General features: G+C 67.3%; 12 protein-coding genes and 1 pseudogene. 3 read left to right on the plus strand and 10 right to left on the minus strand.

Features of this window, described 5'->3' with window-relative positions; genetic code table 11:
* Nucleotides 1-196: 196 nt before the first annotated feature.
* Nucleotides 197-1,792 carry a peptide chain release factor 3 gene (locus tag B4E96_RS07890; protein ID WP_286957078.1) on the minus strand — a complete coding sequence of 532 codons (1,596 nt, stop codon included), beginning with the start codon at nucleotides 1,790-1,792 and terminating at the stop codon, nucleotides 197-199.
* Nucleotides 1,793-1,890: 98 nt separating this feature from the next.
* On the opposite strand from B4E96_RS07890, the gene B4E96_RS07895 reads away from it, so the two are divergent.
* On the plus strand, nucleotides 1,891-2,271 hold the full coding sequence (locus tag B4E96_RS07895) for a hypothetical protein (RefSeq protein WP_259834824.1): 381 nt from the start codon (nucleotides 1,891-1,893) through the stop codon (nucleotides 2,269-2,271).
* 64 nt (nucleotides 2,272-2,335) lie between these two features.
* Here B4E96_RS07895 and hrpA read toward each other — a convergent pair whose 3' ends face one another.
* Nucleotides 2,336-6,466, minus strand: a complete 4,131-nt coding sequence (hrpA, locus tag B4E96_RS07900; protein WP_286957081.1) for an ATP-dependent RNA helicase HrpA — start codon at nucleotides 6,464-6,466, stop codon at nucleotides 2,336-2,338.
* Between the two features lie 126 nt (nucleotides 6,467-6,592).
* Between hrpA and B4E96_RS07905 the strand changes: the two genes are divergently transcribed.
* Nucleotides 6,593-7,519, plus strand: coding sequence for an AEC family transporter (locus tag B4E96_RS07905; RefSeq protein ID WP_286957082.1), 927 nt, complete (start codon nucleotides 6,593-6,595; stop codon nucleotides 7,517-7,519).
* A gap of 119 nt (nucleotides 7,520-7,638) precedes the next feature.
* Nucleotides 7,639-9,018, plus strand: coding sequence for a TIGR01906 family membrane protein (locus tag B4E96_RS07910; protein WP_286957083.1), 1,380 nt, complete (start codon nucleotides 7,639-7,641; stop codon nucleotides 9,016-9,018).
* Between the two features lie 69 nt (nucleotides 9,019-9,087).
* Here the strand turns inward: B4E96_RS07910 and B4E96_RS07915 are convergent, their stop codons facing one another.
* The 8 genes and pseudogenes from B4E96_RS07915 to B4E96_RS07950 form a co-directional block, all read right to left on the minus strand.
* Nucleotides 9,088-9,798 (minus strand): potassium channel family protein, encoded by a 711-nt coding sequence (locus B4E96_RS07915; protein ID WP_286957084.1) that lies wholly within the window; start codon nucleotides 9,796-9,798, stop codon nucleotides 9,088-9,090.
* Nucleotides 9,799-9,957: 159 nt separating this feature from the next.
* The gene (locus B4E96_RS07920; RefSeq protein ID WP_286957085.1) at nucleotides 9,958-10,344 is read right to left on the minus strand and encodes a hypothetical protein; all 387 of its coding nucleotides are present in this window, start codon (nucleotides 10,342-10,344) and stop codon (nucleotides 9,958-9,960) included.
* Nucleotides 10,345-10,566: 222 nt separating this feature from the next.
* Nucleotides 10,567-11,514, minus strand: a complete 948-nt coding sequence (locus B4E96_RS07925; protein WP_286957087.1) for a cation diffusion facilitator family transporter — start codon at nucleotides 11,512-11,514, stop codon at nucleotides 10,567-10,569.
* 38 nt (nucleotides 11,515-11,552) lie between these two features.
* Nucleotides 11,553-11,930 (minus strand): ArsR/SmtB family transcription factor, encoded by a 378-nt coding sequence (locus B4E96_RS07930; RefSeq protein WP_286957088.1) that lies wholly within the window; start codon nucleotides 11,928-11,930, stop codon nucleotides 11,553-11,555.
* Between the two features lie 348 nt (nucleotides 11,931-12,278).
* Nucleotides 12,279-13,409, minus strand: coding sequence for an NAD(P)/FAD-dependent oxidoreductase (locus B4E96_RS07935; protein ID WP_286957089.1), 1,131 nt, complete (start codon nucleotides 13,407-13,409; stop codon nucleotides 12,279-12,281).
* Nucleotides 13,410-13,550: 141 nt separating this feature from the next.
* A complete protein-coding gene (locus tag B4E96_RS07940; protein WP_170275047.1) occupies nucleotides 13,551-13,853 on the minus strand; it encodes a putative quinol monooxygenase in 303 nt (100 codons plus the stop codon).
* Nucleotides 13,850-14,257: pseudogene (locus B4E96_RS07945) on the minus strand (DJ-1/PfpI family protein); the annotation flags it as partial. The gene B4E96_RS07940 and the pseudogene B4E96_RS07945, both read right to left, overlap by 4 nt.
* A 10-nt stretch (nucleotides 14,258-14,267) precedes the next feature.
* The coding region (locus tag B4E96_RS07950) for a zinc-binding dehydrogenase (RefSeq protein ID WP_286957090.1) at nucleotides 14,268-15,064 on the minus strand (797 nt) is incomplete at its 5' end.

Raw genomic sequence — 15,064 nt, forward strand, 5'->3', positions numbered from 1 at the left:
CCTGATGAACGCCTTCGTATTGTGAAGAGGTATGCCTGCCCAGCGGGTTCATGATGTGACAGCCCTTGTGAAGGCACAGATGACCATCTTAGTCCTCTCCTGGACCGGTTCAAAGCTGCACGATCTTCTATTCCTGGCTGGCGAGATCGTCACATGTTCACCAGCGTGTGCGACGTGCCGGCGCCGAGGTCGTGGTTCAGGAGACGACGAGGGGTTCGAGGACGAGTTCGGGGTGCTGTCGTTCGACGCCCTGGAGCCGCCATCGGTCGGAGAACAGTGCCAGCAGTTCGCCGTCGGAGCGCGAGAGCACCTCGACGGAGCGCTCCCGGGCCAGGGTCGGCACACATTCGGGTGTCGTGCGGCGGGCGATCGTGTAGGGCAGCGGCTCGAGCCGGCAGGGGGCGTTGAACTCCTGGACCATGCGGTCTTCGGCGACTTCGAACTGCATAGGGCCGACCGCGCCGAGCACGGGTGCTTGGTCGCCGCGCAGGTCGGAGCGCAGCACTTGGACGACGCCTTCGTGGTCAAGCTGTTCGACGCCGCGCCGGAACTGCTTGTACTTCGAGGAGTCCTTGGCGCGGATGACCATGAAGTGCTCGGGAGAGAAGGTCGGGATGCCGGGGAACTCGACTGGCTGATCCAGGTACAGCGAGTCGCCGACCCGCAAGGCGGAGGCGTTGACGAGGCCGACGACGTCGCCGGGGAAGGCTTCGTCGATGACGGCGCGGTCGCGGCCGAAGACCTGCTGGGCGTACTTCGTGGCGAACGGTTTGCCGGTTGAGGCGTGGGTGACGACCATACCGCGTTCGAACACGCCGGAGCACACGCGGATGTAGGCCAGCCGGTCGCGGTGGTTGGCATCCATGCCGGCCTGGACCTTGAAGACGAATCCGGAGAACGGCGCGTCGACCGGGCGGGGCTCACCATTCTTATCCGTCCGGGGTTCGGCCGGCGGGGCGAGGTCGACGAGGGTGTCGAGGACCTTGTGCACACCGAAGTTGAGCACCGCGGCAGCGAACATCACCGGTGTCGACTTCGCTGCGAGGAAGGCTTCCTGGTCGTGGTTCTGCTCCTCCATCTCCAGCAGATCGGACTCATCGACCGCAGTGGTGAACGCGTCGCCTTCGAGTGCCTCGGCTGCTTCGGCGTCCATCGTCTCCTCACCGGCAATCGAGGCGCCGCCGTCGGAGCGGGTGTACTTCGTGTAGGTGCCATCCGCCCGGTTGAGCACGCCGCGGAAGTCACCGGAGACGCCGACCGGCCAGGTGAGCGGGGTCGGCAGCATGCCGGTGCGCTCGCGGATCTCGTCCATGAGCTCGAGGGGTTCGAGGCCCGGCCGGTCCCACTTGTTGATGACGGTGATGATCGGGATGTTGCGGTGGGCGCAGACTTCGAAGAGCTTCATCGTCTGCGTCTCTAAGCCCTTGGCGGCGTCGACGAGCATGATCGTGCAGTCGACCGAGGAGAGCACCCGATAGGTGTCTTCGGAGAAGTCGGCGTGGCCGGGAGTGTCGATGAGGTTGAGGACCGCATCGCGGTACTCGAACTGCAGGGCGGCCGAGGAGATCGAGATGCCGCGCTCCTGCTCCATCTTCTGCCAGTCCGACACGGTCGCCCGGCGTCCGGCCTTGCCGTGGGTGGCACCGGCCTGGCCGATGACCCGGGCATGCAACGCCAGCGCCTCGGTCAGGGTCGACTTACCGGCATCAGGGTGGGAGATGACCGCGAAGGTGCGCCTGCGCGCGGCCTGTTCGCGGATGGTCTTTAAGCTGTAGTCACCGGTGGAAGTCACCCAAGAGAGTCTAGTACCTTGGGGTTGACACTGGCACGTCGGCCGGCGCTCACTCCCTGTCCCTTTCGATGACCTGTTTCTCTGACTCCGAGGACTCCATGAACCAGCACTCCGAGTACTCGCAGGTCGCCCGCGACCCCGAGCGCCGGGACAAGATCGTCAAGGCACTCCCGCTCGTCATCGCAGCGCTTATCTCGCTGCCGCTCGTGTGGCTGTCCCTGCGGTTCTCGCTCATGGTCGGCCAGATCGCCTACTACGTCGTCCTCATGGGCACCTCGACGCTCAACGTCCTCGGCCTGGGCATCATGACGCTGCTCGGCGCGGCCGGTCTCATCGGCGCGATCGTGTGCATCTGGCGCGGCTTCAAGCGCCGCACCTGGAAGTGGCGGATCGGCTGGGCGCTCGGCACTATCGCCTGTGCAGGTGCGCTGCCGCTGAGCTGGGTGCTGCTGGGATACACCTCCGGCCCGCCCCTCTGACCTCGCGTGTCAGATTCCGCCGGTCTGATCCTGCCTGTCTGATGCGATCGGACCCCGTCCAGACCTACAGTGCGGCGAGCGCCTTGTGGATCCGGGTATCGCTGACGGGGTGGGCGGTCGGCAGGTGCTGGGCAAAGTAGGAGATCCGCAGCTCTTCGACTGACCACAGCACTGCAGCCCACTCTGCCGGCACGCCTGCCGCCTGCACCGGCACGGGCGCATCTGCCAGGTCCGGGAAGGCCTTGGTCAGGGCCTGTTCGACTTTGCCGATCACGACGTTGGTCCGGTCCATGAGCTGCCGGTCACGGGTGGGATTCTCCTGCATCTTCGCCACCCGGTGTTCGGCTGCCTGCAGGTAGACCGGGAAGCGGGCGAGCGCTGCCGCGTCGGTGATCTCGAAGACGTCAGCGCACAAGAGGTCGATGAGCCAGCTGCGCACATCGGCCAGCTGCTGGACGAGCGTGAGCGAGGAGGCCGCACTGATCGCCTTGTCGACAGCGGTGGCACGGGCGAGGATGTCGACGACAAGGCTGACAGCCCGGGTCGCTTCGGTGATGAAGCCTGCGTCGATCTGCCGGAAGACGGTGTCGAACTCCTCACGGGTGCGCACGGTCGTATCGGAGCCGAGCAGCCGGTCGACAGCGATCCGGGCGCATGAGCTGAGCAGGTCGGGTCGGGTCTGCGGGCTCGCTGCCCCGAATCCGGTCTTCGCATGCCCGGCGAGGACGAGCTTCTCGTTCGTCGACAGGTGTTCGGCGATGTAGTCGATGCGGGACTTCAGGGCGATGACGAGCAGCCGAATGAGCCCGGCCCGGGTGCGGCGGGCGGCCTCTTCAGCGGTTGAGAACGCGGTGATGGCGACTGCGTCGCGGTCATCGCGCAGGCCGGGGTGGACCTCAGTCTCCTTTCCGGTGGCCACCGGCCGGGTGTCGAGGGTGAAGTCCCAGTCGCGGATGCCGGTCCGCTCGGTGAACGTCGTCTTCTGCGCTGCTTTCTCGGCCGGTTTCGGTGCCGCAGCCGAGGTGGTGAGCTGGCGGGGATCGCGGGTCGGCTGGCTCGTCTTCTTCCCCTGCCGGGTGGTGAACTCCATGACGAGGTGGGCTGGCAACCGGTCGGTGTCGAAATCACTGACCTCGACCGTGATCGGGACGAGATCGGTGAGCTCTCCTCCCCCGGCGCGGGCGGTGAGTTCGGCGGCGAGCACCTCGGGCAGCCGCCCGGAATAGGGTTCGAGAACACTGAGGATGTCGGTGGCGACATCGGGGGCGGGCACGAAGTAGCGACGCTTAGCTTTGGGAAGGGAGCGGATGAGCGCGGTGACGAGCTCATGCCGCAGGCCGGGCACCTGCCAGGTGAACACGTCGGTGTCGACGTCGGCGAGTGCCTCGGCAGGCAGCTCGACCGTCACCCCGTCGGTGGCCTGGCCGGGTGCATACGCGTAGTGCAGCTTCGCCTCCGAGCCGTCCGGCAACGCCCAGGTGAGCGGGAAGTCGCTGGCTGCCCGGGCGGACATGTCCGCTGAGTCGTCAGCGAGCAGCGCTTCGGGGTCGATGTCGAGGAGTTCGGGTTCGCTGCGGCGCTTCTTCTTCCACCACGAGTTGAAGTGGGCCCCGGAGATGATCGTGGTCGGCAGCCGGTCGTCGTAGAAGTCGAAGAGCACATCGTCTTCGGCCAGCAGCCGGTGGTCGCGCATCCGGGAGGCGAGTCTTTCGGCCTCGTCGATGGCCTTGGCGTTGCGGGCCAGGAACGGGTGGCGGTCGTTCCACTCCCCGTCGATGAGCGCGTGGCGGATGAACATGTCGCGGGCGGCTTCGGGGTCGATGCGCCCGTAGCCGATGCGCTGATCGGAGATGAGGGTGACGCCGTAGAGCGAGATCCGCTCATAGGCCATCGCCTGCCCGCCCTTCTTCGACCAGTGCGGTTCGGAGTGCTGACGGGTGACGAGGTCGCCGGCGGCTTCGACGATCCATTCGGGTTCGACGGCGGCGACCATTCTGGCCCACAGCCGGGAGGTTTCGACGAGCTCGGCGGCGACGACGACCTCGGGAGCGGACTTGAACAGCCCGGAGCCGGGGAAGATCTGGAACTTCGTGCCGCGCGCACCCTGATAGTCGTAGCCGCGGCGCTTGGGCCGGCGCTCACCGGGCCGGGGCTTGGGTTCCGGTGCCCGCACCCCGATCATCGACAGCAGGCCGGTCAGCAGCGCCCGGTGGATGGCCGCGGCATGCGGATCCATCCCTTCCGGGGCACTCGGCGCGCCCTTCCTGCTGTCGCGGCCGCCGCCTCGGGACCGGCTGCCGGCATGCGTGGTGGTGTCGTCGTCGCTGCCGGGCCGCGAGTGAGAGCGATCGATCTTGACGCCGACGCCGCCGAGCAGGTGGCGCAGCTGGGTGACGAGGTCCTGCCATTCGCGCACGCGCACGAAGTTGATGAACTCGGCCTTGCACAGTTTGCGGAACTTCGATGACGACAGGGCCGCGGCGTTGTCGGCGAGGTGGTTCCACAGGTTCAGCAGGGTGAGGAAGTCGCTGTGCGGATCGGTGAAGCGGGCGTGGAGCTCATCGGCTTGCGCGCGCACCTCAGCCGGGCGCTCGCGCGGGTCCTGGATGGACAGACCTGCGACGATGACGGCGACTTCGCCGCCGCAGCCGGCCTCAGCGCCGGCGAGCACCATGCGGGCGAGTCTGGGGTCGATCGGCAGTTTGGCGAGCATCCGGCCGATCTTCGTCAGCCGGATCCGGCCGGTCTCATCGGTGCGGGTGGCGCCGAGTTCGCCGAGCAGCACGCGGCCATCGCGCACCGCCTTAGATTCGGGTGGGGTGAGGAAGGGGAAGGAGGTGATGTCGGATTCGGTCTGCGCGAAGCCGAGCGAAATCATCTGCAGGATGACGCTGGCGAGGTTCGTGCGCAGAATCTCCGGGTCGGTGAACTCGGGGCGGGCTTCGAAGTCGTCTTCCGAGTACAGGCGGATGCAGATGCCCTCGCTCGTGCGTCCGCAGCGGCCCTTGCGCTGGTTGGCTGAGGCCTGCGAGACCCGTTCGATCGGCAGCCGCTGGACCTTCGTGCGGTTGGAATACCGCGAGATGCGGGCGGTGCCGGCGTCGATGACGTATTTGATGCCGGGCACCGTCAGCGAGGTCTCGGCGACATTGGTGGCCAGCACGATCCGCGGCCGGTCATGGTGCGCGAATACCCGCTGCTGTTCGGCAGACGAGAGCCGGGCGAACAGCGGGATGACCTCCCACTCGGCGAACCTGGGCCCCTTCTGCTGCAGGTGGGCGGCGAGCGCATCGGCGGTGTCGCGGATCTCGCGTTCGCCGGAGAGGAAGACGAGGATGTCGCCGGGGGCTTCGCGGGCGAGTTCGTCGACGGCGGTCAGGATCCCCTCGGTCTGGTCGGCGGCTCCTGCTTCGTAGTCGCCGTCGGCGCCGGGGCCGTCGGGGTCGTCGTCGCTGGCGGTGTCATCGGCCAGGGGCCGGTAGCGGACCTCGACGGGGTAGGTGCGTCCGGAGACGCTGATGATCGGTGCCGGGCCGTCAGCTGAAGCGAAGTGCTCGGCGAAGGATTCCGGGTCGATGGTCGCCGAGGTGATGATGACCTTGAGATCGGGCCGTGTGGGCAGCAGGCGGGCGAGCGACCCGAGCAAAAAGTCGATGTTGAGGCTGCGTTCGTGGGCCTCATCGATGATGATGACCTCGTAGTCGCGCAGCTGCCGATCATGCTGGAGTTCGGCCAGCAGGATGCCGTCGGTCATGACTTTGACCCGGGTGGCGTCGGCGACCTGCGAGGTGAACCGCACCTGATAGCCGATGCCGGCGCCGAGCTCCTGGCCGAGTTCGTCGGCCAAACGGGCGGCGACTGCGCGGGCGGCGATGCGGCGGGGCTGGGTGTGGCCGATGAGCCCGGTGATGCCGTAGCCGAGTTCGAGGCAGATCTTGGGTATCTGGGTGGTCTTTCCCGAACCGGTCTCACCGGCGATGATGACGACCTGGTGAGCGCGGATCGCCTCGGCGATCTCGTCGCGGTGCTCGGTGACGGGAAGTTCAGCCGGGTACGTGATGGCGATGTCGAGACCGGCGCGGGCAGCCTGGCGGGCAGCAGCGCGCTGGGCGTGCTGTCGTGTGGAGGGGCGGTGCGGGCGGTCGCTGCGCGAGCGCGCGCCGCGACGCCGGCGGCCGGGCCGGGAATCAGACATAACCCCACCAGGTTAACGCGTCCGCTTCGCGACACCGGCGGCACACCAGATCGGCCTCAGGTCTAGAGTGGGCACCGCCGGGGTTCCCGGTCACAGCTGCGAAGACGTAAAGGAGATGGCCGCACCGTGCTCGATGTGCTCGAAGGCTTCGGCGTCATCGCCGTTGTCATCTTCGCAGGTCTCATGCTCGGCCGTTCCGGGGTGCTCGGCCCGACCGGCCAGCAGGTGCTCGCCCGTGTCGTCTTCTACGTCGCCACCCCCGCGCTGCTCTACGTCACGATCTCCTCAACCGACATAGGCGCGATCTTCTCCCCCGCCCTGCTGGCCACCGGTGGTTCGGCAGTGCTCGTGTTCACCGGGATCTTCGCCTTCACTCTGTGGGGTCGGCGCCGCAGCCTGGGTGAGGCGACGATCAGCGGCATGGCGTCTGGCTATGTCAACATCGGCAACCTCGGCATCCCGATCGCCACCTATGTGCTGAAGGACCTGAGCTTCGTCGCCCCGGTGCTGCTCTTCCAGCTCATCCTGCTCAGCCCCATCATCATGGTGCTGCTCGACTCGACGCGCGCGGAGACCGGCAGCGAGTGGTGGCGGCCGCTGCTCATGGTGCTGCGCAATCCGATCGTCATCGGTGCCGCCCTCGGCGTGGCCGGCTCGCTGACCGGGTGGCGGCTGCCCGAGGTGGTCCACGAGCCGGTGAGCATGCTCGCGGCGATGTCGGTGCCGGGCATGCTGCTGGCCTTCGGCATCTCACTCAAGGACGGCTGGAAGCTCCCGCCGGCCGGTTCGCGCCGCCAGCTTGTCATCATCACGGTCACCAAGCTCGTCATCCAGCCGTTCATCGCCTGGCTCATCGGCGGGGTGCTGCTCGGCTATGACGGTCTCATGCTCATGGGCATCGTCGTGACCTCGACCCTGCCGACGGCGCAGAACGTCTACATCTATGCCATGGAGTACAAGGCCTCGGCACAGCTGGCCCGTGACGCCGTGTTCATCACCACGATCCTCTCGGTGCCTGCCGTGGTGGTCGCGGCGCTGCTGTTCGGAGTCTGAACCCGGGTTTGGGATCTGAGCCGCAGAGCTGGATGCAGGCCGGCGGGCGCCTGGCCTGAGTTGCCGGTTCGTGCGTGTCGCTCCACAGGCGCAGCGGTCATCCGTCGAACAATGGGAGTGTGGCTACTGATGACCCGAAGAACACCGACGACCTGCTCTCACGGCGGATGAGCTCCGGCAGCGAACCGGAATCATCTGCCGAGTCGATCGACGGTGCCTCCGGCTCCCGCCGCCACGACCGCGAGGCGCACATCGGCGAACACGTCGCTGACGAGCAGACGTTCTCGATCGGCTCGTCCGGCGCAGAGGACACGTCCGGCTCGCCGCTGAGTGAGGAGACTGTCGAGTTCGACCCGATCGCCCACCGAAACCGGGAGCTGCGCGACCGCGCCTTCGCGCAGAGCACCCCCGACCCGGACGCCACCGCCGAATACCGCCCCATCGACGCCGACGCTCACGCCGGCACAGACACTGCCGCCACGAGCACGTCGACGAGCACCACAACCACGGCTGCGGGTGCCGGTGCTGCCACCGGTGCGACCGCCTCGGGCGCGGCCGTGGCACCCACCCAGCAGATCCGCACCCGCGACCGCCACGACGATGACGACGACGTCGACGAGCCGGGCAAGCGGCGCGTCAACGCCCTCGACATCATCGGCGGCATCTGGATCGCCTTAGCCACCCCGTTCGTGCTCGCAGGCCTGGCTGTCCGGCTCATCGCCTCGGGCCTGTTTTTGAAGTTCGCGTACTTCTGGCGGCCCGGCTTCCCAGCCGACACCTACGGCTTCACCAACGACGACCGGCTGCACTACGGCTCCTACGTCGTCGACTACCTCAACAACTTCGACTCCAGTCGCTACCTCTCCGATGTCGTGCTGCCCAACGGGGTGCCGCTCTTCCAGCCCGAAGAGATCGCCCACATGGAAGACGTCAAGGACCTCGTATCGCTGCTGTACCTGGTCGCCGTCATCGGCGCGATCGGCATGCTCATCTTCGGCCTGTACATGTCACGGGCCAATGGTCCGGGCTTGCGCCACGCGCTGCGCTTCGGGGCGCTGCTGACGATCATCGCCTTCCTCGCCCTCGGGGCGCTGGCGATGCTGGGCTGGGACCGGTTCTTCACCCAGTTCCACGCGATGTTCTTCGACGCCGGCACCTGGGAGTTCTACGTCGACGACGCACTCATCCGGCTTTTCCCCGGCCAGTTCTGGGTTGATGCCGGCATCGCCGCAGCCGCGATCGTGCTGCTGATCTCCGCGCTCATCCTCGCGCTGTCGTTCATCGGCCGCCGGCGGGCCGAGCGCAAGGAGCGCTCGAATGAGCGCCGCGCAGCCAAGGCTGAGAAGAAGGCTGAGCGCCGCGGTGAGCTGCCCGACCCGGCCAGCCAGCCCAGCGGCACCCGGGAGGCGGGCACCGCCTCGGCGCGGGAGGAGACGACGCGCCCGGTCACGGTGCGCCCGCAGCATCCGGAGGACCCGGCCGGCACGACGCGCAGCTGACGCGTCCCCACGATCCTTCCCCCATCGACCCGAGTGGCTGTTTCCCCTGCCACTCGGGTCGAACTCTCCCTAGAGGTCGAGTCGCTCCCGCCTGGGCCGCAGCACTCCTGGGTCCGCGTCTGACAGCTCGCCGGCATGAGCCGGACCGCGGCGCTCGTGCAGCGCGGCCGCGCCATCGCTCAGGTGCCGCGCCTCGGCCTCCTCGTCCTCGGAGACCGTGTCGACGATCCACGAGGCCAGCGTCGCAGTCACCGAACCGATGAGGGCGATGCCGCAGATCATGAGCCCAACGGCGATGATCCTGCCGAGCGCGGTGATCGGGAAGTGATCGCCGTAGCCGACCGTCGTGATCGTCACGACCGCCCACCACAGCGCATCGCCGAAGCTTGTGATGTTCGCACCGGGGTAGTTCTGCTCGGCGTCGAGGACGGCGAGTGCGGCGACGAAGACGAGCACGACCGAGGCGGTGCAGATGTAGAGGGTGACTTTGCCGCGCAGGCGCGCACCGGCGGTGCGGTGGATGAACCCGATGAGGGTGATGAGGCGCAGCAGGTACAGCGGTCTGAGGAACGGGAAGATGACGAGGGCGAGTTCGTGCAGGTGGGTCCAGAACCACAGGAAGCGGCGGCGCACGAGGATGAAGCTGACGATGTAGTCGATGGCGAAGACGACCCAGATGGCGAGCATGAGGCGCTGAGGCCACATGATCTCCGAGGGCCGCAGGTTGCCGATGACGACGTAGGCGTAGGCACCCAGGAAGATGACAGCGGCGATCGCCATCGGCCATTCGGTCAGTTGCTGCCACCGCTGGTAGCGACTCGGCGGTACCGCGGTGTGACGTGTCTCTGTGGTGTTCCTCGCCTCGCTCATCCTGATGTCAGTGTCGCATATGCGTAGGTGTGCGGGGCGGTGCGTGCCGCCTGACGGCGACCGTGTCGGCTACTGCTGCGCGCCGGCCATGAGCCGCGGCTCGGCGGGTGCGGCGGTCTCCGAGGCCGCCGGTGCCGGCGCCGAGGAGGGGGTCGCCGGGGCGGGGGTCGCCGGGGCTTCAAGCGGCTGGGATTCGACGCGCACCGGGCGTGGTGCGAGACGGCTCATGAGGGCTGCGATGAGGAAGATGATGCCGAAGAGTGCTGCCATGATGCCGAGCAGGGTGGCGGTCATCGTCAGATGGTCGGTGAGTCCGGCGGGCGTGCGCAGCTCCCCAGAGGTGAAGGCGAACATCCAGAGGACGGCGCAGGCGGGGGCGGCCACGAGAAGGAACCGGATGATGAGCTCTTTGAGCATCGTGCTTCTTTCGGCTTCGGAAGGTTCGCAGTTGTGCATGGGAGTCAGTGGGCCTGGTGCGGCGTTTCGCATGCCGCTTCAGTGACAAGGCTAGCTGAGTGAACTCTGCGAATCAGCCGGTGTTATCGTCTCGTGCCGCACATGACGGGATTGAGACATACCCTCAACGCTCCGCCGCTGGCAGGAGGACTGAGTGTGGCGTGCGCAACTTCTCCGCTCGGCCGACGTTACCGAATTGTGATGCTGCGCTGGGCCTTCTCGTTACGGATGAACTGTGTCGCGGCTCTCACGCCGACGAATGTCCTCAGTTTCGAGCTGGAACGTCGTGTGCTCGATCGAGACCTCGAAGTCCTCAGCGATGCAGCGGCGCAACCCGTCGAGGATCTCGATCGCATGGCCGTCGCTGAAGCAGGAGTCGTCGAGCACGACATGGGCGCTGAGTGTCGGCAGCCCGGAGGCGACGGTCGAGGCGTGCAGGTCGTGGACGTCGATGACGTGATCGACGGCGAGCATGTGGCGGCGGACCTCATCGAGGTCGAGGCCTGCCGGGGTGAAGTCCATGAGGATCCGGACGGCATCACGCAGCAGGATGACCGCGCGCGGGATGATGAGGGCGGCGATGAGGAAGGCGGCCAGAGTGTCGGCACGGGTGTAGCCGGTGGTGAGGATGAGGATCGCCGAGACCATGACCGCCAGCGTGCCGAGGGCGTCGACGAGGACTTCGAGGAACGCGGCCCGCATGTTCAGGCTCGCCTTCCGCCCGGCTGCCAGGGCGAGCATCGCAGCGACGTTGAGGACCAGACTGAGTGCGGCGACGACGAGCAGCGGACCGGCGGCCACCTCGGGCGGGGCGGCCCAGCGGCGGATGCCGTCGATGATTGCGTAGATGCTCACACCGAGCAGCAGCAGGCCCTGGGCAAGTGCCGCGAGGCTTTCAAGCCGCCGGTAGCCCCAGGTGCGCTCATTCGACGGCGGGCGGGCGATGAGGGTGACGGCGACAACGGCGATGAGCAGACCGGAGGAGTCGACGAAGGAGTGGACGAGGTCGACGAGCAGGGCAAGGCTGCCTGACAGCCAGGCGCCGATGAGCTGGACGACGACGATGGAGGCGACGAGGCCGAAGGCGATGAGCAGTCGGCGGCGCATGCCCGGAGCGTGTGAGGCTTCGGCGGCGCTGGGTGCGTGGCTGTGGTTGTGGTGTGCTCCCATGGTCTCCTCCTCCCCTGGTGCTGTGGCTGGCTGTCGGTTCAGCTGGCGGCCGGTTGGTGCGGTTCGGTTGCGTGCAGGTGCTGGCAGAGCACCGCGTGGGCGCCGGTCGCAGTCAGTACGCGTTCGGCTGCGGTGATGAGCCCGCGCAGCCGCCCGGGTTCGGCCAGCGCGTACCAAGTGGCGCGGCCTTCGGGCCGGGCGGTGAGCAGCCGGCATTCGTGCAGGAAGGCGATGTGCTTGCTCACCGTCGACTGCGCCAGGCCCATGTGCGCCACCAGGTCGCGCACCCGGTGCGGGCCAGAGGCCAGATGCTGGACGATCGCTAGGCGCGTCGGATCGGCCAGCGCCTGGAACAGGTGGGCGTACGCGGTCGTGGCCGCTTCGTCGATTGATATCACATCAGCTTTCATCGCCATAGAGCGATGGTATCACTCAAAGGTGATGCCGCTTTCGTCCGGGCGCCGCTTTGCCTGGGACGGCTTCTGTGCCGTTCGTCCACACTGAATCGCCCCGGGTCTGGTGGAGGCTCTGATCCCACGGGCGAATGAGGAGCATGGCAGCACCGAGAAAGTACAGCGTTGAGCTCCAGGCACGGGCCACGCGGATGGCGTCGGGCGCCAGGACGGGCTGACCGCAGCGGGCAGGCAGATCGCGCCGAGCACCTATGAGGCCTTTAAGACCCACCCGCCCTCGAAACGGGCGATCCGGGAGATCACGTAATTCACCCCAGCGGACGCAGTGCCGCAACCGCAGAGCGCCGTCGGCTAGCCCTGGGCCTCGCCGAGGCGCGCTTCGGGCGTGAGCTCGGCGCGGAGACCGCCGCCGGTCGCAGCCCGGGCAAGAGCGCGACCCAGCGCAGGAGCCTGCTTGAACAAATTGTGACCGGCCACAAAAAAGACAGAGCCTGCCTCCCACACGGCCACGCCGTCCTCACTCCACGGGAGGTCGGTCACCCAGCAGTGAAGGAAGTCGCGCGGCTCTGGGTGGAGACCGGGCAGCGCCCGTGTCACGTAGTCGCGTGCGCGTTCGTCCAGCGATCGAATCGCCGCCGGGTCAATGAACGTTCCGTCGTCGCGGACGCCGACGGTGTCGCTGAGTCCGACCGAATAGCTGCTGTTACCCGGTAGCGGCGTCGCGTAGACACCGGCTTCGCCGAAGACACCGCTGCTGTCCTGCAGGCACGCGACTCGTGCCGGGGCGGCGGCTTTCACGTCGAAGGTCAGCCGGACGTGTGCGGCAAGGCGAACCGGCAGCGACAGGCCGACGCTACGCGCCAGGCGGGCGGTTTCGCGGCCGGCGCACACGACCACCGTGGAGTAGACAGCCCGGTCGGTGACGCTGCGCACCTCGACCGTCCCGTCGGCGCGGGGATCGATGGAGATGACCTCACTGGTGGTGACCGCATCTGCGAGGGCACCCGTGAGTGCCGTGATCGCGGCGCGGGTGCGGATCGCCCCGCCCGAGGTGTCGAGCACCGCTGGCCCCGAGTACCCAGCGAGCAGCGGCATTCGCTGGGCGACCTCGGCCGCGTCGATCTCGTGCGCTTCCACGCCGCCGACCTGGTCGAGCACCCGCAGCCGCGCCAGGGCGCTGTCACCGATCGCCAGGACACCGTCTGATGAGACCAGCTCGACGTCGAAGTGTTCGGCCCACTCATCCCATACCCCGCGGCTTTCGCGCGCGAAAGCGACAAGTCGCGGGTCGTCGTGGGCATGCCGGAAGATCCGCGACTCGCCTGCGGACTGACCTGTCCCGGGCAGACCCGCCTCGTACAAGCGCACCGGCACGCCCTGCTCCCGCAGCGCGTACGCCGTCGACAGACCGACGATCCCGCCCCCGATCACTGCTACCTCGGGTGAACGCGTCGTGGCCACGCCGTCGTCAGTTCCTGTCATCGCGCTTCCTTGATCCGTTGGTGATGAGCGATAGGCCGCAAGAGAAGGGGCCGCTGCCACGACGTCAGCGGGCTGTGTTAGCCCGAAGTCACCGCGCGCAGCGACCCCTCCTCTCTGGGCCAGTACTCCCGGTCTGTGGTGTCAGGCGGGGAGTTTGGAGCCCAGTACGTCGAGCTTTTCGATCGTGGGTTCGGAGAACAACGTGCCGGTCTGCTCGCCGAGAGCTGCCGCAACAGGGCCGGACAGGTGGGTATCACGTCCGGCGTCATCCGGGAACACGTCGAAGATCCCGAACGAGGTCGGCCCGAGGCGGATCGCGAACCACGCGGTGGTCGCCTGCTCGTCTTCAACAAGCGCACGGCCGCTGTCAAGGAACTCCTTCACGTCGTCCTCCTTCCCGGGTAACGCGTCAAACCTGACCAACAATCCCTTGGTCACACTCATGGCTTCTCCTCTTCCTTTGTCGTGGTGCCCGCGAGTTGGGACACTATCGCCTCGGAGAACGCTGGTAGGTCCTCCGGCGAGCGGCTGGTGATGAGATTCTTGTCGACCACCACGTCCTGGTCGACGACGTCGGCGCCGGCGTTGCACAGGTCGGTGCGGATGTTCGGGAACGACGTCAGGGTGCGACCGGCGGCCACGCCAGCCTCGATCAGCGTCCACGGCCCGTGACAGATCGCCGCCACTGGCCTGCCGCTCCGGACGAAATCGCGGACGAAGGAAACGGCGTCCTTGTCGACCCGCAGCTGGTCGGGGTTTACCGTGCCGCCGGGAAGCAGCAGGGCGTCGTAGTCGCCCACCGAGGCGTCGGCGACCAACCCGTCGACGGTGAACGTGCCCGCCAGATCCGCGGCCATATCAGCTCGCCTTCTCTCCGCTCGACATGCCGGGCTTGATGACGACCTTGGTCCAGCCCTCGGCCCTGGAGTCGAAGTTCTTGTAGGCGTCGGCGGCCTGCTCCAACGAGATCTCGTGGGAGACGATCCATGACGGCTTCGCCTTTCCCGCCGCGATCAGGTCGCGCAGCTGGCGGTTGTACTTCTTGACCGGACATTGACCGTTGCCCATAGTCTGCCCCTTGAACCAGTGCAAGCCGAAGTCGACAGCCGCCTTGCCCTGTTTGGCCAGGTCGTCCTTGCCCCCAGGATCCTGAGGGACGAACACGCCGACGGTTCCGATCCCGCCGGTGAAACGGACCGAGTTGATGAGCATGTTCAGGGTGGCAGCCGGATCTTCGTTGCCCTGGGGATCGTGAGCCTGGTAACCCACGCACTCGCAGCCGCGGTCGGCTCCGAGTCCCATTGTCTCGTCCAGCACGGCCTGCACAGGGTCGGTCTTGGAGTCGTCGATGGCAATCGCGCCGATCTGCTCGGCCAGCGCGAGCCGGTCGGGGTGGCGATCGACCACCATCACCTTCGCGGCGCCCTTGATCGTCGCGGACAAGGCGGCCATCAGTCCTACGGGACCGGCCCCGGCGATGACGACGCTGTCGCCCGGAACCACGCCAGCCATCTCGGTGGCGTGGTAGCCGGTGGGGAAGATGTCGGAGAGCATGACGTAGTCGTTCTCCTTCTCCTCCGCGTCCTCACCCAGGCGCAGCGCGTTGTGGTCGCCGAAGGGCACCCGGAGCAGTTCTGCCTGCCCGCCGCCGTACG

Source organism: Brevibacterium sp. UBA7493 (assembly GCF_002479565.1).
Classification (GTDB): domain Bacteria; phylum Actinomycetota; class Actinomycetes; order Actinomycetales; family Brevibacteriaceae; genus Brevibacterium; species Brevibacterium luteolum.

Coding starts and splice junctions, on each gene's coding strand:
- B4E96_RS07895 (WP_259834824.1), top strand. CDS start 1,891: ATGAACCAGCACTCCGAGTACTCGCAGGTCGCCCGCGACCCCGAGCGC.
- hrpA (WP_286957081.1), bottom strand. CDS start 6,466: ATGTCTGATTCCCGGCCCGGCCGCCGGCGTCGCGGCGCGCGCTCGCGC.
- B4E96_RS07915 (WP_286957084.1), bottom strand. CDS start 9,798: ATGGCGATCGCCGCTGTCATCTTCCTGGGTGCCTACGCCTACGTCGTC.
- B4E96_RS07920 (WP_286957085.1), bottom strand. CDS start 10,344: ATGCACAACTGCGAACCTTCCGAAGCCGAAAGAAGCACGATGCTCAAA.
- B4E96_RS07925 (WP_286957087.1), bottom strand. CDS start 11,514: ATGGGAGCACACCACAACCACAGCCACGCACCCAGCGCCGCCGAAGCC.
- B4E96_RS07930 (WP_286957088.1), bottom strand. CDS start 11,930: ATGGCGATGAAAGCTGATGTGATATCAATCGACGAAGCGGCCACGACC.
- B4E96_RS07935 (WP_286957089.1), bottom strand. CDS start 13,409: ATGACAGGAACTGACGACGGCGTGGCCACGACGCGTTCACCCGAGGTA.
- B4E96_RS07940 (WP_170275047.1), bottom strand. CDS start 13,853: ATGAGTGTGACCAAGGGATTGTTGGTCAGGTTTGACGCGTTACCCGGG.